Genomic DNA, 20198 nt, shown 5'->3' on the forward strand with positions numbered 1-20198 from the left:
CTGTAGAGCCACTGTTTGCCGCTTCCCGGAGACCACTTGCGTGCGTACCCTCGTCGACCTGCCCGTATCGCTGTCCAGGGACGCCGCCGTGCCGCTCACGGCGCAGCTCGCGGCCTGGCTGCGTGACGCCATGCTGTCGGGGGCGCTCGCGCCGGGCGAGCGCCTGCCGTCCTCGCGCGGCCTGGCGGCGCAGCTCGACGTGAGCCGCACCGTGGTGACGGAGGCCTACCAGCAGCTCTACGCCGAGGGCTGGCTGGAGGGCCGCCACGGCTCGGGCACGTTCGTCGCCTCGCTGGAGACGCCGCGCCGCGCCGTCCCCGCGCCGCCCGCGCCACCGCCGCCGCCCGCCGTCGAGCCCGACGAGCGCACGATCAACCTCACGCCCGGCCACCCGTGGGTGCGCGACTACGACCGGGCCGCCTGGAAGCGCGCCTGGCGCCGGGCCGCCGAGCTGCCGCCCGGCGACTACCCCGACCCGTACGGGCTGCCGCACCTGAGGGAGCTGCTGGCCGCCCACCTGCGCCGCACCAGGGCGGTGGCCGTCGGCCCGGAGAACATCCTGGTCACCCGGGGCACCGGCAACGGGCTCGACCTGTGCGCGCTGGCCCTGCTCGGCCCCGGCACCAGGGCGGGCGTCGAGGACCCCGGCTATCGCACCGCGCGGGCCGTGTTCGCCGCCCGGGGCGCGGAGATCGTGCCGTGCCCGGTGGACGAGGACGGGGTGATCGTCGACGGGCTGCCCGACGGCCTGCGCGTCCTCTACACCACCCCGGCACACCAGTTCCCGCTCGGCGGCCGGCTGCCGATCCCGCGCCGGGAGCGGCTGCTTTCGTGGGCCGCGCGGACCGGCGCGACCGTCGTGGAGGACGACTACGACGCCGAGTTCCGCTACGACGTGGCCCCGCTGCCCGCCCTGTACGGGCTGGACCCGTCCCGGGTGGTGCTGCTCGGCACGCTGTCGAAGTCGCTGGCTCCCGACATCGGCGTCGGCTGGCTGGTGGCCGCGCCCGAGACCGTCGACCGGATCGCCCGGGCCCGGCGCGCCATCGCCGACCGCACCAGCGGCCCCGTCCAGCACGCGGTGGCGACGCTGCTCGAACGCGGCGACCTCGACCGGCACCTGCGCCGGATGCGCCTGGAGTACGCGCGCCGCCGCGCCGTCGTGGTGGAGGTCCTCGGCGCGGCCTGCCGGCTGCGCGGCGACACGGCCGGGCTGCACGTGCTGGCCGAGCTGCCGCCCGGCGCCGCCCCGGAGATCGTGGCGCGGGCCGCCGAGCGCGGCGTCCTGCTCGACACCGTCGCCCGCCACCACCACGGCGCCGAACGCCTGCACGGCCTGGTGATCGGGTACGGGTCGGCGTCGCTGCCCGACGTCAGGCGGGGCTGCCGGATCGTCGCGGACCTGATCAGGCGGGTGTGAGCCCGGCGACCACCGGCAGCGCGCGGGCGGCGTGGACCGGGTCGACCGGCAGCACGTGCCGCGCCCACCGGCGGGCCGGCCCCGGGTCGGGCGAGGGCTCGGTGAACGGCCCGGCGTAGTCGTCGTAGGGCGGGTCGTACAGGTAGCCGGTGGCCACGCCGCGCCGCTCCAGCGCGGCGATCGCCGCGTCGCGGTCGCGCACCAGCAGCGGCACGCGGAACAGCGGCCGGCCCGGGTCGTCGCGCACGGCCGGGGCGGCCGAGGGGAGCGCGGCCAGCAACTCGACGCCGGCCAGCCGCCTGGCCCGCTCGCGCGGCACCGCCGCCAGCCGCCTGCGCTGGTACCAGCGCGCCAGCGGCCCCCGTGCGGCACGGTAGTCGTGCAGGTCGGCGCGCACCCACGGGTCGAACGGCGGCAGCGACGGCGCCTGCGGCAGCGCCCGGGCCAGCGCCTCGGCCTCCAGCCGGATGCGGTAGCCCTCGCGCTCCTCCTGCAGCCCGAGCGCCCGCATCAGCCACAGCGCCGGGCGCACCAGGTCGAGCCGGAGCGCCGCCTGCCTGGCCATCGAGGTGGCCACCGCGAACAGCTCCGCCCGGAAGGAGCCGGGCTCCAGCAGCCGGTCGCGGGCGCGCTCCAGGGCCTTGAGGTCGGCGGCGTCCTCGACGGCCAGCACGCCGCCCGAGCCCGCGCCGGGATGCTTGGACAGGCTGAACACGCCCGCCTGCCCGAACGTGCCGAGCGGCCGGCCGCCGACGTCGGTCTCCATCGCGTGGGCCACGTCCTCCACCAGGATCTTCCCGGTGAACGCCGCCACCTGGTCGGGCAGCCCGTACAGGTTGGTGGTCAGGACGGCGTCGACGCGGGAGAGGTCGACCCGGGCGGCGTCGATGTTGCCGTCGCGCGGCGAGAGCGGCGCGATCACCGGGCGCAGCCCGGCCGCCAGCACGAGGAAGAGGATCTCGTCGGCCGAGATCGGCGACATGAGCAGCCGCTGGCCGGGCTCGCACCAGTGGCGTAACGCCAGGTAGAGGCCGAGCCGGTTGGAGGGGAGCAGCAGGCAGTGGCGGCCGGTCCGCTCGGCGATCGGCCTCATCCGGGGAGCGTGGCGCGCAGCCGCCCGTAGGTCTTGAGCGCCTTGTCGGCGGTCCTGAGCAGCACCGGGTTGGCCAGCACGGTCGCGCGGGCCTTACGGGCGGGCACGCGCAGCATCCAGTGGACGCCGGCCGCCGGGCCCGCCCGGGCGACGCGGCCCTCGCAGACGGACAGCTCGCCGGTCTTCAGCTTGTCCTTGTACTCCTTGTCGCCCCGGCCCATGTCGATCGTCTGGATGCCGGTCTCGGCGGCCTTCTCGGCCATCGCCAGGTGGTGGATGAGGCCGGGGGAGTATTTGGCGAAGCGCGGGTCGTAGGCCGGGAACCAGCCGGCCAGCGTGGTGCGGGTGCGGATGCCGAAGTGGCCGGCCATCGGCTCGCCGTCGACGTAGACCATGTCGAGGACGCCGGCGAAGCTCTCGGTGCGGGTGGCCAGCAGCCGCTCGACCAGCTCGACGATCCACTGGTGGGCGAACCTGTCGGTGCGGCCGGTGCGCCGGTACTGGTCGGTCTTCCAGGCGAGCAGCGTGCGCAGCGGCTCCACGTCGGCGATGGCGTAGTCGTGGCGCACCTCGCCGATGTCGCGCCCCAGCTTGCGCGTCTTGGCCAGCGTGGACTTGTACGTCTTGCCGGAGTGGGCGCGCAGGTAGGCGGTGTAGGCGTCGAACCCGTCGCGCAGGCAGATCACCGGCGACGGGTAGGACTCGTGCCGCCTGCCGAGCAGCGGCTGGCCGGCGACGAGATGGTCGAACTCGTAGACCGACAGCCCGCACTGCGCCAGCAGCCACTGGGCGGGGATCAGGCAGTCCTTGGCGTGGATCATGCCCTGGGCGTCGGTCAGGCCGGCGGCCACCGGCTTGCCGATGCCCAGCGGGTGCCGCTCGAACGGGAAGAATCCCACGATGTCGGGCCCGTCGTGGATCACCGCGACCCGGACCCGGTCACGCAGCGCGCCGACCGTGATCGTGAACTCGGGCGACAGGAAGGGATTGTCGAAGGCGGCGTCGGCTTCCTGGAGGGTGCGCCAGCGGCTGACCTCGGTTGCTCCCAGCTCATCGGGGCGAACGATCGTGACGTGCATGGGCTCCTACTGTGGACATGCCTCGGTGGCAGACATGTTCTCCCAGGCTACGGGATGGGGGTCGTGCTCGCAGGCACGGGTCCGTAACGTTACGCAACTCTCATGTGTGGCGTTCGGCACCGAGTGACGTTCTAATAGTTGTCCATGACCGTACCTGGGATTGACCGGCCCCGGCTGTTCGCGTGGATGGGCAGGAACGTGCCCGACGCCGGCGAACCCCTGTCCGTCTCGCTGATCTCCGGCGGGCGGTCGAACCTGACCTACCTCGTCGAGACCCGGGAGCGCCGTGTGGTGCTGCGCCGGCCGCCGCTCGGCCACGTGCTGCCCACCGCCCACGACATGCGCCGCGAGTGGCGGGTCATCTCCGCGCTCGCCCCGACCCCGGTCCCGGTGCCCGAGCCGGTCGCGTTCTGCGCCGACGAGGACGTCGTCGGGGCGCCGTTCTACCTGATGGGGTACGTGGACGGCGCGGCGGTGCGCGGCCGGGACGAGCTCGGGGACACGGACCCGGCCGGGACCAGGCGGCTGGCCGGACGGCTGGCCGAGGTGCTGGCCGCCATCCACGCCGTGGACTACCGGGAGGCGGGCCTGGCGGACTTCGGCCGGCCCGACGGCTACCTGCCCCGGCAGCTCGACCGCTGGTGCCAGCAGTGGGAGCGGTCGAGGACCGCCGACCGGCCCGAGTTCGACCGGCTGGTGGCCCGGCTGCGCGAGCGGCTGCCGGCGCGCTCGGCCGGCACCCTCGTGCACGGCGACTACCGGCTGGACAACACGCTGGTACGGCTCGGCCCCGAGCCGGAGATCCTGGGCGTGGTGGACTGGGAGATGTCCACGCTCGGCGACCCGCTGGCCGACCTGGGACTGACGCTGACCTACTGGCACGAGGCCGGGGACGAGGAGCGGGCGGGCATCCCGGTGGCGGGCGACGTCACGACGGCGCCGGGGTTCCTGAACGCCGCCGAGTTCGCCGCCCACTACGCCGAAGCCTCAGGTCGCGACATTGCAGACCTCGGGTTCTACGTGGCCTTCGGCAGCTTCAAGCTCGCCGTCATCGTGGAAGGCATCCACGCTCGCTTCCGCCAGGGCAAGACCGTGGGGGAGGGCTTCGACCGGATCGGCGCAGCCGTGCCCACCCTGATCGCCCGCGCGCACCGCATGCTCGACCAACCCGCATAGGAGAGCCATGAGCACAGTTGCACTGATCACCGGAGCCGCGAGCGGCATCGGGGCCTCGGTGGCCCGCAGGCTGGCGGCGGGCGGCGCCAAGTGCGTCCTCGTCGACCTCGACGGCGAGGGCGCGGAGCGGCTGGCCAAGGAGGTCGGCGGCGTCTGGCTGGCCGCCGACGTCAGCACCGAGCAGGCCTCGCACGACGCCGTCGAGCTGGCCGAGCGCACCTACGGCCGGCTCGACCTGGTCCACCTCAACGCCGGCGTCGCGGGCGGCCCCGACCTGGCCGCCTTCGACCTGGCGCGCTACCGCAGGATCGTCGGCGTGAACGTCGACGGCGTCGTCTTCGGCGCGGTGGCCGCCGTGCCGCTGCTCAGGCGCTCAGGCGGCGGCGCCATCGTGGTCACCGCCTCGCTGGCCGGGCTCGTCGGCTTCGACGGCGACCCCGTCTACACCATGACCAAGCACGCCGTCGTCGGCCTCGTCAGGGCGCTGGCCGGGCCGCTGGCCAGGGACGGCATCAGGATCGGCGCCGTCTGCCCCGGCTTCACCGACACCCCGCTCGTCGCCGGCGCCAAGGAGATGTTCGTCAACGCCGGATTCCCGCTGCTCACCGCCGACGACGTGGCCGCCGCCGTGGAGTCCGCCTTCTACGCCGAGGAGCCCGGCACGCTCCTCGTCGTGCAGCCCGGCAGGGAACCGGTGTCGTACCGTTATGCCGGAGTTCCTGGACCCGCGACCGGGCAGCGGCCACCATCGTCCTGATTCGTCCACGCAGGCGGGCGGATACGGTGTAAAAAGGCCGGGCCGGAGCGCTCGGCCTTTTGGAACGTTGCGTGAGAGGTGGATTCCGTGATTCCGACGGACGGCCGACATGCCCGCAGGCGGTCCCCGTGGCCGATCGCCGTAGGAGCCGGGGTCCTCGCCGTCCTGCTCGTCGCCGGGATCATGGTGTACGCGGGCTCCCGCTCGTCGGGCGGCGACCCGGCCGTCCAGTTCAACGGCGAGATCGCCCAGCCGGCGCCCACCTCGCCCGCGCCCTCCCTCGACCCGCCGCCCGTCGTGCCCGACTGGCCCCGCTGGGGCGTCACCCACACCCAGTACAGCGCCGACAACGACAACGCCCGGGTGCAGGAGCAGGCCAAGCACATGCTCGGCCGCGTCCCGATGCTGCAGAACCAGCACATCATGGGCTGGGGCGCCAACAACCCCGAGCCCAGCCCCGGCCAGTACAACTTCCGCGACCTCGACCGGCGGCTCAAGCTCATGGCCGACTCCCAGGCCATCCCCGTCATCACGCTGTGCTGCGCCCCCGACTGGATGAAGGGCGGGCAGCCCGGCCGCACCGACTGGAGCAAGAACCACACCGTCGCCCCCGACCCGGAGCACTTCGACGACTTCGCCAAGCTCGCCGCCCGGGTCGCCAAGCAGTACCCGACGGTCAAGCACTACCTGGTGTGGAACGAGTTCAAAGGCTTCTGGAACACCACCACCAACCGGTGGGACGCCGAGGGCTACACCGAGCTCTACAACAAGGTCTACGACGCGCTGAAGAAGGTCGACAGCGAGATCCAGGTCGGCGGCCCGTACGTGCCGATCGAGACCACCGCGCGCGGCGTCTCGGAGCTGTCGGGCCCCTACGGCGTGGTGGACCAGCGCGCGCTCGACGCCATCGAGTACTGGATCGAGCACAAGAAGGGCGCCGACTTCATCGTCGTCGACGGCGGCACGATGACGACCGACGGCGGCAACATCCCCGACGACTTCGGCGCCACCGGCAAGTTCGGCGCGATCACCCAGTGGCTGCGGCAGAAGAGCGGCAACCTGCCCGTGTGGTGGGCCGAGTGGTACGTCGAGCCGGAGGACTCCGGCTGGAGCGAGGAGCGGCGCACCGCCGTGCAGGCCACCGCGATGATGGAGTTCGCCAGGAGCGGCGCCACCACGGCCCTCTACTGGAACCCGCAGGCCAAGGGCGGAGCCGAGTGCCCCGGCTGCCTGTGGACCCCCGGGCGCGGCCAGGAGATGCCGATGGCCGGGCTGCTGAGCGGGTTCACCCGGTGGTTCCCGGCCGGGGTCGAGCTGCAGCAGGTGCCGAGCTCCGACCCGCGCGTCAGGGTGCTGGCCCAGCCGCGCCAGCTCGTCATGGTCAACACCTCCGACGCCGACGTGACCGCCACGGTCGACGGCAGGCAGGTGACGCTCAAACCGTACGAGATCCAGTGGAGCGGCCGGGGCGGGACCTGACCCCGGCGCCGCCGTACGTGAGCCGGCGCAGCAGCCACTCCGCCGGGCCGTAGCGGTGCGCCCGCAGCCACCGGCGGCTGACGACGACCTGCGCGGCGAAGACGGCGGCGGCGATCGCCACCTGGAGCGGCGGGCCCACCCGGTCGACCAGGGCGAGCCCGTACCCGGTGAAGATCAGTGAGCACACCAGCGACTGCGCCAGGTAGTTCGTCAGCGCCATGCGCCCGGCCCAGGCCAGCGCGCGGCCCAGGCGCGGCAGCAGGGGCAGCAGCCGCAGCAGCGTGGCCCCGTAGGCGGCGGCCAGCAGGGGAGCGGTGAGCAGCGTGGCGGCCTCGCCGGCGAAGCGGTGCACCGGGCCGTCCCAGACCGACATCGCGGCCACCACCGCGCCCGCCAGGCCCACCGGGAACCCGATCCACTGCACGCGCCGCAGCGTCGCCGTGCGCGGCCCGGAGCCGGCCAGCAGGCCCGCCCGGCCGGCCGCCAGGCCGAGCAGGCAGGCGGCCAGCACGGCAGGCGCCTGGAAGAGCACCCGCCGGACGGCGATCACCGACAGCTCGCGCAGGTGCTCGCCGACGATCTGGGCCGCCGACCCCGACAGCGACCGGTCGACCTCCGACGCCTGGGCGGGCGGATGCTCGGCGACGCCCGGCAGGTCCACCCCGTGCGCGGCCAGCCACGCCAGCGCCAGGAAGCCCAGCGCGAGCAGGCCGGTCAGCGCCGCCGACAGCGCCAGCGCCGTCCTGATCCGGATCCGGCGCAGCAGGAGCAGCGCCACCCCCACCACCGCGTACGTGGTCAGGATGTCGCCGGGGAACAGCAGCACCGCGTGCGCCGCGCCGATCAGGAAGAGCCCCGCCAGCCGCCGCAGGAACATCGGCGTGAACGCCAGCCCCCGCCCGGCCGCCGACCCGATCTGCAGGGTCAGGCTGTAGCCGAACAGGAACGAGAACAGCAGGTAGAACTTGTTCTCCACGAGCAGCGTGACGCCCCACCGCACCGCCCAGTCGGCGGCGCCGTCGAAGCCCGGCTCCGGCAGCCCGGCCATCCGGTAACCCGAGGCCAGGAAGGCGATGTTCACCACGAGGATGCCCAGCAGGGCGAAACCCCGCAGGGCGTCAATCGCCGCGATCCGTGACGTTCCCTGATTGATGCGAAATGTCCCCTGAATCACCATCAGGGGACATCATCGCGCACAACCTACGAGTTTCCTGTGAATTCAGTTGATTCCTGCGATGTAAACGAAGCGTTCGACGACCACGCCCACCGCCACCACGAACGTCGGCACCGCCACCCACAGCAGCCACCTGCGCGCCCGCGGAGCCCGCCGCGCGCCGTTCAGCCGGATCACCTCGTAGCCGAACAGCGCCGCCCAGCTCACCGCCAGCGCCCCGACCCCGATCGGGGTCCACGGCGAGGTCGGCTCCCCGCGGCCCTGCCACGGCCGAGGCTCCGGGATCTCCGTGCCCCGGACGAACTTGCCCCACGTGTAGAGGGCGGCGTCCTCGTTCGCGTAGACCCGCTTCAGATCCGGCGAGGCGTCCAGCGCCGCCCGGAACCGCTCCCCCCAGTCGGCCGGGAAGCCGTCGTTGAGCTGCAGATAGCTGACCTGGCCCTTGCTGACCACCAGATACGTGTTACGCGGGCTCTCCGGCCCCGGCCGCAGCCGGTCGACCACGTCCTTGATGTTGGCCGGATCCTTGTGCACCAGCGCCTGGCCGGCGAAGTTGACCAGCTCGATGTCGCGCTCGCCCCACGGCAGCGTCGGCGTGACCTCCGGCCCCTCCTTCGGCACCAGGTAGACCACCCGCGCGCTCGGCTTGTCGTGCTCGTACACGTAGTGCATCGCCGCGACCTCGCCCGAGGTCACCCGCTCGAACTTCTCGTTGCCGTAGCGCGCCACCAGGAACGCCATCGAGAACATCACAGCGAAGCAGGCCGCCAGGACCAGCGACACCTTCTTCGTCAGCTCCGGGTTGAACCTCACGTTCAGCCTGCGCACGGGGACGGTCTCCTCGCGCACGTCGGCGCTGTCGGCCGGCAGGTTCGGGAAGAACGCGTACGCCGCCAGCAGACACGCACCCGGCAGCGCGAACATGTAGATGCGCAGCCCGATCTCGCCGCCGTAGCTCTGCAACGCCAGCGCCAGCACCGGCACGCAGAGCAGGATCAGCGCCGCCCGGTCGAACACCCCGCGCCGCAGCCGCCGCAGCAGGCCCACCGCCGCCAGCGCCAGGATCACCACCAGGATGCCCAGCCGCGCCTGCAGCACCATCGCGTGCAGCTCGTCGCTGCCCTCGATCCGGTCGCCCGTGTTGCGCTGCAGGTTGGACACGATGTCGCCCAGGCCGCCGAAGATCGCGTCGATCTGCCCGGCCCAGAAGCCCACCGTCTGGTAGCTGATCCACGCCAGCACCACCAGCCCGAGCCCGAACGGCAGCGCCCACGTCAGCGTCGTCCGCTTGAACAGCAGGAACGCGGTCAGCACGCCCAGCATCATGAACGGCGTGATCTGGTGCGACGCCGTCGCCGCCGCGAACAGCGCCACCATCAGCATGAGCATCAGCAGCTTGTCCGCGCGGAACATGCCGGTGTTGGCGAGCTCGCCCGGCGTCATCGCGTCCAGCCGCCCCAGCAGCCTGCGCAGCCCCTTGGCCGGCACCGGCTTCGTCCGCGGCTCCACCCGCCCGAACCAGCGCAGCAGGATCGCCACGAACACCAGATAGAGCGCGAACGTGAAGCCCTGGGGCGAGAAGTAGTCCTGCCCGATCCACTGCACGAGCACGAACAGCAGCGCCGCGAACCAGCGCGCCCGCGTCGTCGCCACCACCTGGCGCAGGATCAGCACGAACGGCAGCAGGTAGAGCAGGTTCGACAGCAGCGGCGTCCAGTTGAGGATGGGCGACAGATCGGTGATCCCCGCCGTCTTCGTCACGAACGCGAACAACGCGAAGAAGCCCGGCCAGCCCATCCGGCCGTCGATGCTGATCGCCGTGTCGCCGGTTCTCGCGATGAAGTCCACGAAACCGGCATGGATGTACGCGGTCGGGAAGCGTGGCTCCTCGGCCACCAGCGCCCCGGCCCCGTGCAACGCGAACGTGATCGCCGCGATCTGGAAGAGCAACAGGAACTTGCGGTCGGTGCTCTGCGCCACCGTGACGAAGAACGACACGATCATGATCAGGATGGCCGCGAACGCGCTGACCGGCAACGCCGAGATGAGGCCCAGGCCGTTGATGTCCGCCGGGTCGACGCCGCGCAGCGGCCCCGGGCTGACCTTGAGGGCCAGCACGTACATGAGGAGACCTTCGAGCACCAGCACGACCGGCAGCCACTTCGGCGCGCCGGCCACCAGGGCCGCCAGCCGCGACGCCCTCGGCGGGGGCGCGGCCTGACGGACCGGCCCGGGCGCGACCGCCTGCACGGCGGTGGCGGCCTCCACGGGCTCGGCGACCACCCGCTCGAACGGAGCCGTCTCCCCGACATCCACCTCCTCGGGGGCCCCGACCTCCGTGGCGACGTCGACCTGCTCAGAGACGGCGCCCTCCACGGCGGCATCGGACCCCTCGGCGGCGTCGGCCTCCACGGCGGCGGCGGGCTCCTCAGCGGTCCCGACCTCTTCAGAGGCGTCGGCCTCTCCGGAGGTGGTGGTCTCCTCGGGCTTGGTGTCGTCGGCCTCTTCCTCCGTGGGCTGGGGCACCGGGAGGGAGGGGAGCGTGTCGGTCTCCGACGGCGGCGTGGCCGGGGGGCCGCCGATGCGCAGGGTGCTCGGCGTGGTGGGGATGCGGAAGGCGGCGGTGATCTTCACCGCGTCGTCGCCCACCGCGTCCGGGTCCGCCTCCGAGTCCGCGCCCGAGTCGGCGTCCGGGGAGGGGGCCGGGGGCGTGTCGGTCTTCGCGTCCGGGGCCGCCTGCAGGGAGGCGGGGTCCAGGCGCGGGATGACCCCCGTCGCCTCCGGATCGAAAGGCACCTCCTGCTCCTCTCCCGTGTCCCCCCGCACACCGGAAGAGCCGGTGGTCCCCGCTGTCATGCCATCGCCGTCCCGTTGCCTCACGTTGACCATCATGGAGCCCCGGGCGACCCGTGAGCGACGCTCGCGTGTCGTATTTCGTCGTATTTGAGAATTTTACGTAGCTTTCCGAAGATCAAAAGTGCGACCACCGTCTGGCTGAGCAGCATCCCGTACCCCACCGCGTTGACGCCCGCGAACGGGAACAGCGCCAGGATGGACGCCAGCACCAGACCCGCCAGCCCGATCTGCACGGCGGCGAGCTTGCGCGCCTCGCTCTGGGCGCGCAGCGCGCTCAGATAGACCTCGATCAGCACCCGGGGCAGCACCGCCAGCGCCATCAGCCGCAGCAGCAGCGTGCCCTCGTCGGCGAACTTGGCCCCGAAGACCTGGAGGATGAGCGGCGCCGCCACGACGGCCACCACGATGATCGGCACGATGATGGTCAGCGCACGCCGCAACGCGTTGCGGCAGTTGGCCGCGAGCCGGGACCGGTCGAACGAGCCCTCGACGGTCAGCGACACGGCCATGTTCATGGCCAGCAGCTCGATCATGCAGCCGAGCGTGTGCGCCATCGAGAAGCGCCCGAACACGGCCTCGCCGACCTGCGTGGCGACGACCACGGGCACCAGGTAGACGATCGCCAGCACCGACAGCGTGCCGGGGAAGTCGCCCGCCAGGAACCGCCCGACCTCGCGCAGCCTCGGCGCCTCGCGGTGCACGCCGGCGGTCTGCCTGACGTGCCGGGGCACCACCACGCCGAAGATCAGCCAGTTGATCGGGATCAGCGCGATCGCGGTGGGCACGATCCACGAGACGAAGATGCCGCCGTCGGGCAGCGCCCCCGCCAGGGTGACCAGCAGCCCCATCTTGACCAGGCCGAAGACGAGGTTGTTGAACGGCACCCAGGTGGCGTTGCGCAGCCCGGTCAGCACCACGTCCTGGAGGGTGAAGACCGCCCACACCACGACGGCCGCGAGGAAGAACAGCCCGGGGCCGAACCCGGCGAGCACCGAGTACGTCTCGCCCCACAGCGGCAGCGTCAGCAGGAAGCCGACGGCGGCCGCGCCACCGGTGGCGGCGGCGATCCCATACCCGCGCAGGATGAGCTCGGGCGTGCGGCGGCCCGCCACCGGCAGGAAGCGCGCGAACGCGCCCACCAGGCCGAGCGCGGTCAGCGACGCGAACAGCCGCATCAGCGTGATCACCGCCTGGCCGCGGCCGAACTCCTCCTCGGAGAAGTAGTGCGCAGCCAGCAGCCAGTAGCCCGCGCCGAGCACCGCGGTGATGCCCGTGTTGGCCATCAGCGCGTAGCCGTTCCTGAACAGGGGGTTGCGGAGGTCGCGCAGCAGCCTCCGCCAGAGGCTAGACATTGCCGCGGACCCGTCGCAGCCCGTAGCGGGTGCGCCTGACCACCGCGTAGCCCTTGGTCAGGATGCGTTCGCGCAGGTAGATCAGGGGCACGCCGGTGCCTTCGACCGCCCGCTTGAACATGCCGATCGTGGTGTGCCTGGCGACGGTCAGCCGGGGGATGGCGAGCATGTCGTGCCGGTCGGCGGCGATCGTGTTGCCGACGGCGCAGGCGGCGAAGTAGCCGGCCTTGCGCACCTCCCGGCGCACGCGGGCGCTGGAGTAGCCGTAGGGGTAGGCCATGGTGGCCACGGGCGTGCCGAGCGTGTCCTCCAGCAGGCCCTTGTTGCGCCGCAGCTCCTGGCGGAGCTGTTCGGTGGGGAGCTGGTCGAGCTGCGGGTGGCTGTGGCTGTGGCCGCCGATCTCGATGCCGCTCTGCGCGGCCTCGCGGGCCTGGCCCCAGGTGAGCATGTCGTCCAGCGGCCGGCCCGCCGCGTCGTCACCGGCGTCGGCCACCCAGCCGCTGGTCAGGAAGACCGTGGCGGGGTGGCCGTACTTGTCGAGCAGCGGCAGCGCGCGGCTGTGGAAGTCGGCGTAGCCGTCGTCGAAGGTGAGCACGACGGGCTTGGCGGGCAGCGAGCGCCCGTTGTTCTTGTTCAGCGAGGCGACGAGGTCGCCCAGCGTGAGCGGGGTGAACCCGGCCTCCGGCAGGTAGGCGAGCTGCTCGTCCAGGTCGCCGGGGCGTACGGAGTGCGGCCGGGTCTCGTCGTTGGGCCGGTCGTTGACCGAGTGGTACATCAGGATCGGCACCCGGATCATGACCGCACCGCCTTCAGCCGTACCGAGCCCACCAGGTATCCCCAGGCCGTCCAGGCGAGGCCGACGACGATGGCGCCGGCCCTGCCGAGGCCGCCAGGGTCGCCCTTGACGGCCTCGCCGAGGCCGCGCAGCGCGCCGAGCGGCAGCGTCCTGAGCGCGTGCGCCCGTTCGCTGGACAGCCCGTCCTGGGTGCCGACCTCCTGCGTGACCAGGGCCTTCGACAGCCCTTCGGCGTAGCAGCGGGAGCGGAAATAGGCGAACCGCTCCCGTTGCCTGGACACCTTGTGCCCGATGAGCGCCTTCGGCTCGTACAGCATGATCGAGCCGGGCCGGCGCTGGCTCAGGCGGATGCAGAACTCGGTCTCCTCGCACCCCAGGGGGCGCGACTTGCGGCCCTGTACGCGGCGCCCGATGCCGCTGTGGAACCCGCCCACCTCGGACACCACCGTGCGCAGGAAGGCCGCGTTTCCTCCCATGACATTGCGGATCGGCGCCCGTACCGCGGGCATGCCGCGGTACGTGCAGCCGACCGTCCAGTCGAACTCCTGCGGGAACCAGCGCGGCCTGCGCTGGGACGCCCAGATGGGTTCGGTGCGACCGCCCACGCCGACGACTCCGGGATCCTGGAAGCCCTCCTCCAAAGCCTCCAGCCACCCGGGATCGGCGACCGCGTCGTCGTCGAGGAACGCGACGATGTCACCGGTGGCCGTGGCCACCCCGGTGTTCTTGCCGCCGGACAGCCCCTGCTCGTGCGTGTTCTCCACGACGATCGCGTCGGGATAGGCGCGCTTGAGCTTGAGGTGCAGGTCCGGATTGTGATCGACGACCAGGATCAGCTCGTGTGGGCGGCGGCTCTGCTGCTCCACCGACTCGACGGCCTGCCTGATGTCCTCCCAGCGGTCCTCGGTGTAGACGCAGATGACGACAGACGTGTTCACGACGAATCCTTCAGGCGCTCAGGCTTACGCGACGCCCCGGTCGGCGGCGGGCTTCCTGGCGGGTTCGGGGCGGGGCGGGGCGGGCTGGCGGCGCCATTCGCTCAGGATGGTCCTGAGCACCCGCAACCCGTCGCGCACGACGTGCAGGTTGCTCTCGCCGTGGATGCGGTTGCGCTCGTGGCTGGGCACCTCGTGCACCTTGAGCCCGGCCTTGGCGGCGCGGATGTTCATCAGCGTCTCCACCTCGAAACCGTCGCAGTCGAGGTCGAGCACGTCGAGGTGCCTGGCCCAGAAGGCGTTGTAGCCGTAGCACAGGTCGGTGTAGGAGGTGCCGTACATCCGGTTGACGATCCCGGTGAGGATCTTGTTGCCGAGGCGGCGGTTGAAGGTGAGGTCGTCGCTGCCGCCGCCGGCGGCGTAGCGCGAGCCCTTGACGAAGTCGGCGCCCGTCACCAGCGCGCCGACGAACTGGATGATCTCGTGGCCGTCGGTGGAGCCGTCGGCGTCGATCATCACGATGATGTCGCCGGTGCACGCGGCGAACCCGGCGGCCAGGGCGTCGCCCTTGCCCTTGCCGGTCTGCGTTACGATCTTCACATTGGGCCGCAGGCGGCGGGCCACCGCGACGGTGTCGTCGACGGAGTTGCCGTCGACGAGCACGATCTCGTCGATCCACTGCGGCAGGGTGGCGAACACGTGGGGCAGGTTCTCCGCCTCGTTCATCGCCGGCACCACGACACTCACCGTCGGTGAGATGGCCAGATGTGGTGTGACGGGAGTGAAGCGTTCGATAGGCGGCATCGATCGCAAAGGCGTGATCTGCGCCTTGCCGTTGGACTTGACGGACTCGGGACTCATGGCGAGGTTAATCCTTCCGGGACCCGCCTGGCGCAACGCGGTGACAGTTTCTCCCGGGTGCTGCGGGAGTGGCTGCTGGGGCGAACGATGCATCAGTGGGTCCAAGTGAGGGTTGTGCTGGGATCTGCTGCTGCTGCCTTGTGCCGGGGGGTCTTGAGTGCTCGGGTCAGCGTGCTCCGGTCGGTTCCTTGACGTCGTGCTGGATCGATCTGCGCATCCGGCCGAATCCCTTGAGGACGCGGTCGGCTGCCTTATAGAGAGACGGTCGGTCCAGGACAATTGTTCGGGCCTTGTTGAACGGGGTCCGCCCCATCCAGTGCACGGCGGCGGCCGGGGAGGGGCGGGAGACCCGGCCTTCGGCGACGTACAGGGTCCCGCTCTTGAGCCAGTCCTTGTACTCCTTGCCGCCTTTGCCCATGTCGACCATGTGCAGACCGCTGGCCGCGGCCGCCTCGGCCATCTGGAGGTGGTGCACGATTCCGGGGGAGTAGCGCGCGTAGGCGGTGTCGTAGGCGGGGAACCAGCCCACGAGCGTGGTGGCCGTGCGCAGGCCGAAGTGGCCGGCCACGGGCACGTCGCCCGAGTAGAGCATGGTCAGCACGCCGGAGAAGTCAGCGGACCGCTCGGCGTGCATGAGGTCGGTCAGCTCGACGATCCAGGGCTGGGCGAACCGATCGACCCGGCCGGTGCGCTGATACTGGTCGGACTTCCAGGCCAGCAGCGTGCGCAGCGCCTCGGGGTCGGGCGAGGCCCACTCGAACCGGAGCTCGCCCTGCTCCCTGCCGAGCTTGCGCTCCTTGTAGCGGACGGTCTTCAGGTTCTTCGGCGAGTTGGCCCTGACCTGCTCGATCCAGGCGTCGAAGCCGGCGGTGAAGTCCATGACGGGGGCGGGCCGCACGTCGCTCTCGTACGGGGCGAACGTCGGCTGCCCGGCCACCAGGTGGTCGAAGTCGAAGACGGTGAGCTTGCAGGCCCGCAGCAGCGCCCGCGCGTCTGCCTTCAGGCCGGGCTCCGCGATCAGGCCGTGGCACGTGGTGAGGAAGCCGCCGAGCGGCTTGCCGATGCCGAAGCTGTGCCTCTCGTAGGGGAAGAACCCGGCGATCCGGTCACCGTCCTGGAGGACGGCGACGCGCACGTAGTCGCGCAGGCGGTCCATGGCGACGGCGAACTCGACGGAGAGGAAGGGGTTGTCCAGGCTGGGGTCGGCCTTCTGAAGTTCGCGCCAGCGGGCCCGCTCCGGTGGTCCCAGCTCTCCGGGGCGAACGACGTTGATCTTCACCTTTGGCTGGCCCCCTGTTCGGTTTGCATGTTCTTCCCCCGGTAGAGCACGCGAAGCACGTACATGAACCCGCCGAGCACGGCGATCGTCGCCACCCCGGCCCGAGGCGACCACGCGTCGAAGAGCAGCATGGCCTGGGCGAGCAGCACGTTGAGCACGAGGCTCGCGGCGGCCCCTACCGATAGTGCCGCCAGAGGGTCACGATCACGCAACAGCCCGACCACCGCGGCGCCGGGCACGAGCAGAAGGAACATGGAGATCAGGAGCGGGCGCAGGGGAGTGTCGATGTCGAAGAGCGCGATCACCGCCCCCGCGATGCAGGCCAGCGCGAGCAGCCATGTGAGCGCTCTGCGGTGCTTGAGCATCTGCTGTTTCTCTCCCGGTTCCTGACGTGATCGCCAATTTCATGGGATCAATCCGTGCGCGTACGCGTCAACGCCGACGCTTGGCGGCACAGTCAGGTTTACCAGCGCCCATGTGAAGTTCAACACACTGCCAACGAGCCCCGGGTCCCCGACGTGCTCCCCAAGCACACCAGGATGCCTTATTTGTCACAGCAACATCGGCTTGACCCGGGAAATCGGGGCTTTCTCACATAACGGTGGCGAGGGTCGCCTCCGGTGTGCTGGACGGCTCCGGCGACGGGGTGGGCTCCTCCTCCGGCGGGTCGGACGGCGGTTCGGGCTGACCTTCCCAGCTGAGCGCGCAGCGCGCGGCGCCGCCGTTGGAGGTGAACGTCACCGTGCCGCTGCCGGGCAGGCCGGGGTCGTCCACGGTGACCCACACGGCCGCCGACGCACCCGCCTTGATCGTCCCGCTCGCCGGCTTCAGGGTCAGGCCGTCCGTCGTGGTGGATGCCCAGGTGACGGCGGCGTTGCGGGCGCGCAGCGTGACCCGCGCCGCGCCCTGGATCGCCGCCGGGCAGGCGGCGGCGATCCGGGCGGGGCGGGCGGCCCGCCGGCGGGTGGGGGTGGGGGCGGCCGGCGGCCGGGTGGTGGCCACGCCGTCGGCGGGCCGCCGGGTCGGCGGCGTGACCGGCTCGGACGCGCCGGGCTCGGGGTCGGGCTCCGGCTCGACCTCGGGATCGGGCTCGGGCTCGGTGTCCGTGGGCTCCCCGGCGACGGGTCCGGGGTCGTCGGCGGCGTAGTCCTCGTCGGGCGGCGCCGCGGGCGGGGGCGCGCTCAGCGCGGGGTGCGCCTCCTCCTGGAAGGTCAGCGCGATCGTCACGCTCGTCCCCGCCAGGAGCAGCGCGCCCGCCAGCAGCGCCGGGGCCAGCCTGCGCGGCCTGCGCCGCCGCGACCGGTGCCGGGGGGAGAGCGGGAACCCGGACCGGTCGAAGCTGTCGCCCCGGTCGACGATCAGCGTGCGGGTCTCGTTCCGCGCGGGGTCGAGGCAGGTGCCGATCACCCGCTCGCGCAGCGACAGCGGCGGGAAGGCCATCGGCACCAGGTCGAGCAGCCGTTCGGCGGAGATCGCCCGGCCGCGCCGCTCGGCGCACACCTCGCAGCCGCCGATGTGCCCCGACAGGCGGCGGCGCAGCGGCGTCGTGAGCGGGCCCTCCCAGGAGTCCAGCATCGCCGACAGGCCGGGGCAGTGCGCCCGGCCCGTCCTGGCCAGCACCACCGCGGCGGCGGCGTTCTCCAACTGGCCGCGGGCCCTGGCCAGCCGCCCGGCGGCCTGCCGCGCGGTGAGGCCGAGCACCGCGCTCACCTCGGCGGGCGCCAGCCCGTGCCGCAGCGACAGCTCCAGCACCTCGCGCTCGGCCCCGCGCAGCTCGCCGAGCGTCTCGTACACCAGGCCGGTCAGCTCCGGGTCGTCCGGCTCGCCGTCCGTCCGCCGCGCGGGCCGCTCCGCGCCCGGGTGACCCAGCCGCGCCACCGCCTGGAACCTGGTCAGCGCGTACAGCCAGGCCCGCAGCCGGTCGGCGTCGCGCAGCCGCCGCACCCGCCCGTGCGCGGTGACCAGCGCGTCGTGCACCGCGTCCGCCGCGCCGTCCCGCTCGCCCAGTAGCGAGCAGGCGTAGTCGTAGAGCCGCTCGGCGTAGGCGCCGTAGAGCCGGTCGGGGGCGTTCGGGTCGTCGTGGCGCAGCCCCGCCACGAGTCGCTCGTCGTCGTCACGCTCGACTGCCGGCCATCCAGGCACGAATACCCTCCCCGCGGGTTGCAGGACGTCCCCACGGCGGTAGGACGCCCGCCTAGTCCCGGCGGGTTGACGATCGGCCCCTCATTCATGCCGAACAGGCATCAACCATCGCAATTGGGCGAGCAGATGCGGCGCTCCATGCCCTGGAGGAAGAAGTCGCGGACCTGCAGCGGGTCCTTGGCGATGTACGCCTCGCCGCCCGTCGCCTTGGCGACCGCGTCCATCTGCCGCTTGCCCGCCTGCGCCTCCGGCCCGAACGCGATGAGCAGGATGCTCACCGGCCGCTCCGGGTCGTAGGCCGACTTCAGGTAGTCGAGGATCTGCGCGTCGGTGACGCCGCCGTCGGGGTCGTCGTTGCCGGCCCCGTCGGTCAGGATCAGCAGCGTGTTGATCTTGTCCCGCTTGTACGTCTCGGTCATGTGCGCGTAGGCGGCCTTGAGCGAGTCGTTCAGCCCGGTGTCGCCGGTCGCCTTCGCCTCGACGGTGGCGAGCTGCTGGGCCAGCACGTCCTTGCGCAGCGTGCCGCCGATGCTCTCGGTCAGCGGCCCGACGGGGACGACCTCCTGGTAGTCCTTGCCCCGGCCGTCCAGGTGGGTGGAGAAGTTCCACACGCCGATCTCGGAGTCGGGCGGGAACAGCGACAGCCCCTCCGTGGCGATCTTGCTGATGGCCTTCATGCGGGTCAGCCCCGTGCCGGGGTCGGGCAGCGCCATCGTGCCCGACACGTCCAGCAGCGTGAGCAGCCGGGTGCCGAGGTTGAGCCGGGACCAGGTCTGCGTCATGGTGGCGACGGTCTTGACGTCGGGGGCGCGCATGGCCTTGGGCGCCGCCGGGGTGAACCCCTTGTCCTCCGACAGCGTCTCGCCCGCCTTGCCGCCGGGATCGCGGAAGCCCTGGGCGCGCAGCACCTTGAGCGCCGACTCCTTGCCGAGCTCCTGCCGGAAGTCGGCGGCGGCCTTGAGCTTCGCGGCGTCCTTGGTGACGACGGTGAGCGGGTAGTCCAGGCTCAGCGTGCCCTCGCTCGGGTACAGCGCCACCACCGGCGTGTCCGGCTTTTTCGTGTTGTGTACGTGAATCGCCTGCTCGGACGTGACGCCGATCGGCACCCGGTCACCGGACTTCACGGTGAGGCTCGCCAGCAGCGCGGTCGGGTCGGCGACGAGCTGCCCGGACAGTTCCTTGAGCGCGCCCACCAGCGCCTTGTCCTGCTTGGCCGCCTTCGCGGTGCCAGCCGCCGCCAGCAGCGCGGCCAGCCCGGCGGAGTTCTTCTGCGGATCGAGGGCCAGCACGCGGACCTTCCTGCCGGGCCCGTCCACGTTCGCCACGTTGGCAGCCGCGACCATGCCGGACCAGCTCGGCTTGAGCGTGCCCTCCAGCTTGGCCGCCGAGCTCTTGGCCGTGGCCAGCACCACCGGCGAGGACGCGACCGAGCCCGCGGGCTCGGGCAGCGTGACGGACTCCTGGCTGCGCACCCGCTCCACCACGAGGCTGGAGTCGGCCACCCACACGTCGCCCTTGAACTTGCCGGCGACCAGCGCGTTCTCCGTCCGGGCCGCGCTCTCCCTGGCCACCTTGACCTCGACGCACCTGCTGTCGATCGAGTGCAGCGCCTTGTTGTAGGTGCCCGCGATCTTGTTCAGGGCCGGCTGGACGTCCGGCGTCGCGACGACGGTCAGCGGCAGCTTGCCGCTGGAGCAGTCGTGCTCCCGGTTGAAGATGACGAACGCGGCCACACCGAGGAGCACGGCGAGCGCCACTGCTCCCGCGAGCGGGACGAGCACCCGGCCGCGTCCGCCGCG

Annotated in this window: 16 protein-coding genes; 4 read left to right on the top strand and 12 right to left on the bottom strand. The window is 72.1% G+C overall.

Annotated elements, in window-relative coordinates:
- Positions 1-40: 40 nt before the first annotated feature.
- Positions 41-1420, top strand: coding sequence for a PLP-dependent aminotransferase family protein (locus AB0G11_RS12215; RefSeq protein ID WP_219517421.1), 1380 nt, complete (start codon positions 41-43; stop codon positions 1418-1420).
- Here AB0G11_RS12215 and AB0G11_RS12220 read toward each other — a convergent pair.
- Positions 1407-2513 carry a DegT/DnrJ/EryC1/StrS family aminotransferase gene (locus tag AB0G11_RS12220; protein WP_219517420.1) on the bottom strand — a complete coding sequence of 369 codons (1107 nt, stop codon included), beginning with the start codon at positions 2511-2513 and terminating at the stop codon, positions 1407-1409. The two genes, AB0G11_RS12215 and AB0G11_RS12220, sit on opposite strands and share 14 nt — an antisense overlap.
- Positions 2510-3592: a GNAT family N-acetyltransferase gene (locus AB0G11_RS12225; protein ID WP_357585593.1), complete on the bottom strand. Its 1083-nt coding sequence runs from the start codon at positions 3590-3592 to the stop codon at positions 2510-2512. The genes AB0G11_RS12220 and AB0G11_RS12225 overlap by 4 nt, the downstream gene beginning before the upstream one ends.
- 144 nt (positions 3593-3736) lie before the next feature.
- On the opposite strand from AB0G11_RS12225, the gene AB0G11_RS12230 reads away from it, so the two are divergent.
- From AB0G11_RS12230 to AB0G11_RS12240, 3 genes are all read left to right on the top strand, one after another.
- The gene (locus tag AB0G11_RS12230; protein WP_219517416.1) at positions 3737-4768 is read left to right on the top strand and encodes a phosphotransferase family protein; all 1032 of its coding nucleotides are present in this window, start codon (positions 3737-3739) and stop codon (positions 4766-4768) included.
- Between the two features lie 7 nt (positions 4769-4775).
- Positions 4776-5525, top strand: a complete 750-nt coding sequence (locus AB0G11_RS12235; RefSeq protein ID WP_357585595.1) for an SDR family oxidoreductase — start codon at positions 4776-4778, stop codon at positions 5523-5525.
- An 87-nt stretch (positions 5526-5612) separates the two neighbouring features.
- A complete protein-coding gene (locus AB0G11_RS12240; RefSeq protein ID WP_308126174.1) occupies positions 5613-7004 on the top strand; it encodes a xylan 1,4-beta-xylosidase in 1392 nt (463 codons plus the stop codon).
- Here AB0G11_RS12240 and AB0G11_RS12245 read toward each other — a convergent pair.
- The 10 genes from AB0G11_RS12245 to AB0G11_RS12290 form a co-directional block, all read right to left on the bottom strand.
- Positions 6961-8181 carry a DUF418 domain-containing protein gene (locus AB0G11_RS12245; protein WP_357585597.1) on the bottom strand — a complete coding sequence of 407 codons (1221 nt, stop codon included), beginning with the start codon at positions 8179-8181 and terminating at the stop codon, positions 6961-6963. The genes AB0G11_RS12240 and AB0G11_RS12245 overlap by 44 nt on opposite strands.
- A 42-nt stretch (positions 8182-8223) precedes the next feature.
- Complete coding sequence (locus AB0G11_RS12250) at positions 8224-10974, bottom strand: hypothetical protein (RefSeq protein ID WP_357585599.1); 2751 nt, start codon at positions 10972-10974, stop codon at positions 8224-8226.
- A gap of 92 nt (positions 10975-11066) precedes the next feature.
- Positions 11067-12386: a hypothetical protein gene (locus AB0G11_RS12255; protein ID WP_219517410.1), complete on the bottom strand. Its 1320-nt coding sequence runs from the start codon at positions 12384-12386 to the stop codon at positions 11067-11069.
- Positions 12379-13182 (bottom strand): polysaccharide deacetylase family protein, encoded by an 804-nt coding sequence (locus AB0G11_RS12260; RefSeq protein WP_357585601.1) that lies wholly within the window; start codon positions 13180-13182, stop codon positions 12379-12381. The genes AB0G11_RS12255 and AB0G11_RS12260 overlap by 8 nt, the downstream gene beginning before the upstream one ends.
- The gene (locus AB0G11_RS12265) at positions 13179-14120 is read right to left on the bottom strand and encodes a glycosyltransferase family 2 protein (RefSeq protein ID WP_219517406.1); all 942 of its coding nucleotides are present in this window, start codon (positions 14118-14120) and stop codon (positions 13179-13181) included. The genes AB0G11_RS12260 and AB0G11_RS12265 overlap by 4 nt, the downstream gene beginning before the upstream one ends.
- A gap of 24 nt (positions 14121-14144) precedes the next feature.
- On the bottom strand, positions 14145-14978 hold the full coding sequence (locus AB0G11_RS12270) for a glycosyltransferase family 2 protein (RefSeq protein ID WP_219517404.1): 834 nt from the start codon (positions 14976-14978) through the stop codon (positions 14145-14147).
- A gap of 166 nt (positions 14979-15144) precedes the next feature.
- Entirely contained in the window at positions 15145-16257 is a 1113-nt protein-coding gene (locus AB0G11_RS12275) for a GNAT family N-acetyltransferase (RefSeq protein WP_219517403.1), read from the bottom strand.
- Positions 16254-16622 carry a hypothetical protein gene (locus AB0G11_RS12280; RefSeq protein ID WP_219517401.1) on the bottom strand — a complete coding sequence of 123 codons (369 nt, stop codon included), beginning with the start codon at positions 16620-16622 and terminating at the stop codon, positions 16254-16256. The genes AB0G11_RS12275 and AB0G11_RS12280 overlap by 4 nt, the downstream gene beginning before the upstream one ends.
- Before the next feature lie 226 nt (positions 16623-16848).
- Complete coding sequence (locus tag AB0G11_RS12285; RefSeq protein ID WP_357585604.1) at positions 16849-18399, bottom strand: sigma factor; 1551 nt, start codon at positions 18397-18399, stop codon at positions 16849-16851.
- Positions 18400-18500: 101 nt separating this feature from the next.
- Positions 18501-20180 (bottom strand): substrate-binding domain-containing protein, encoded by a 1680-nt coding sequence (locus tag AB0G11_RS12290; RefSeq protein WP_357585606.1) that lies wholly within the window; start codon positions 20178-20180, stop codon positions 18501-18503.
- Positions 20181-20198: the final 18 nt, after the last annotated feature.

The organism is Nonomuraea sp. NPDC023979 (assembly GCF_040639085.1).
Lineage (GTDB): Bacteria > Actinomycetota > Actinomycetes > Streptosporangiales > Streptosporangiaceae > Nonomuraea > Nonomuraea ceibae.

Excerpts from the sequence above, each read along its gene's own strand:
- AB0G11_RS12220 (WP_219517420.1), bottom strand. The coding sequence starts at position 2,513 with ATGAGGCCGATCGCCGAGCGGACCGGCCGCCACTGCCTGCTGCTCCCC.
- AB0G11_RS12280 (WP_219517401.1), bottom strand. The coding sequence starts at position 16,622 with ATGCTCAAGCACCGCAGAGCGCTCACATGGCTGCTCGCGCTGGCCTGC.
- AB0G11_RS12255 (WP_219517410.1), bottom strand. The coding sequence starts at position 12,386 with ATGTCTAGCCTCTGGCGGAGGCTGCTGCGCGACCTCCGCAACCCCCTG.
- AB0G11_RS12225 (WP_357585593.1), bottom strand. The coding sequence starts at position 3,592 with ATGCACGTCACGATCGTTCGCCCCGATGAGCTGGGAGCAACCGAGGTC.
- AB0G11_RS12245 (WP_357585597.1), bottom strand. The coding sequence starts at position 8,181 with ATGGTGATTCAGGGGACATTTCGCATCAATCAGGGAACGTCACGGATC.
- AB0G11_RS12235 (WP_357585595.1), top strand. The coding sequence starts at position 4,776 with ATGAGCACAGTTGCACTGATCACCGGAGCCGCGAGCGGCATCGGGGCC.
- AB0G11_RS12270 (WP_219517404.1), bottom strand. The coding sequence starts at position 14,978 with ATGAGTCCCGAGTCCGTCAAGTCCAACGGCAAGGCGCAGATCACGCCT.
- AB0G11_RS12230 (WP_219517416.1), top strand. The coding sequence starts at position 3,737 with ATGACCGTACCTGGGATTGACCGGCCCCGGCTGTTCGCGTGGATGGGC.
- AB0G11_RS12260 (WP_357585601.1), bottom strand. The coding sequence starts at position 13,182 with ATGATCCGGGTGCCGATCCTGATGTACCACTCGGTCAACGACCGGCCC.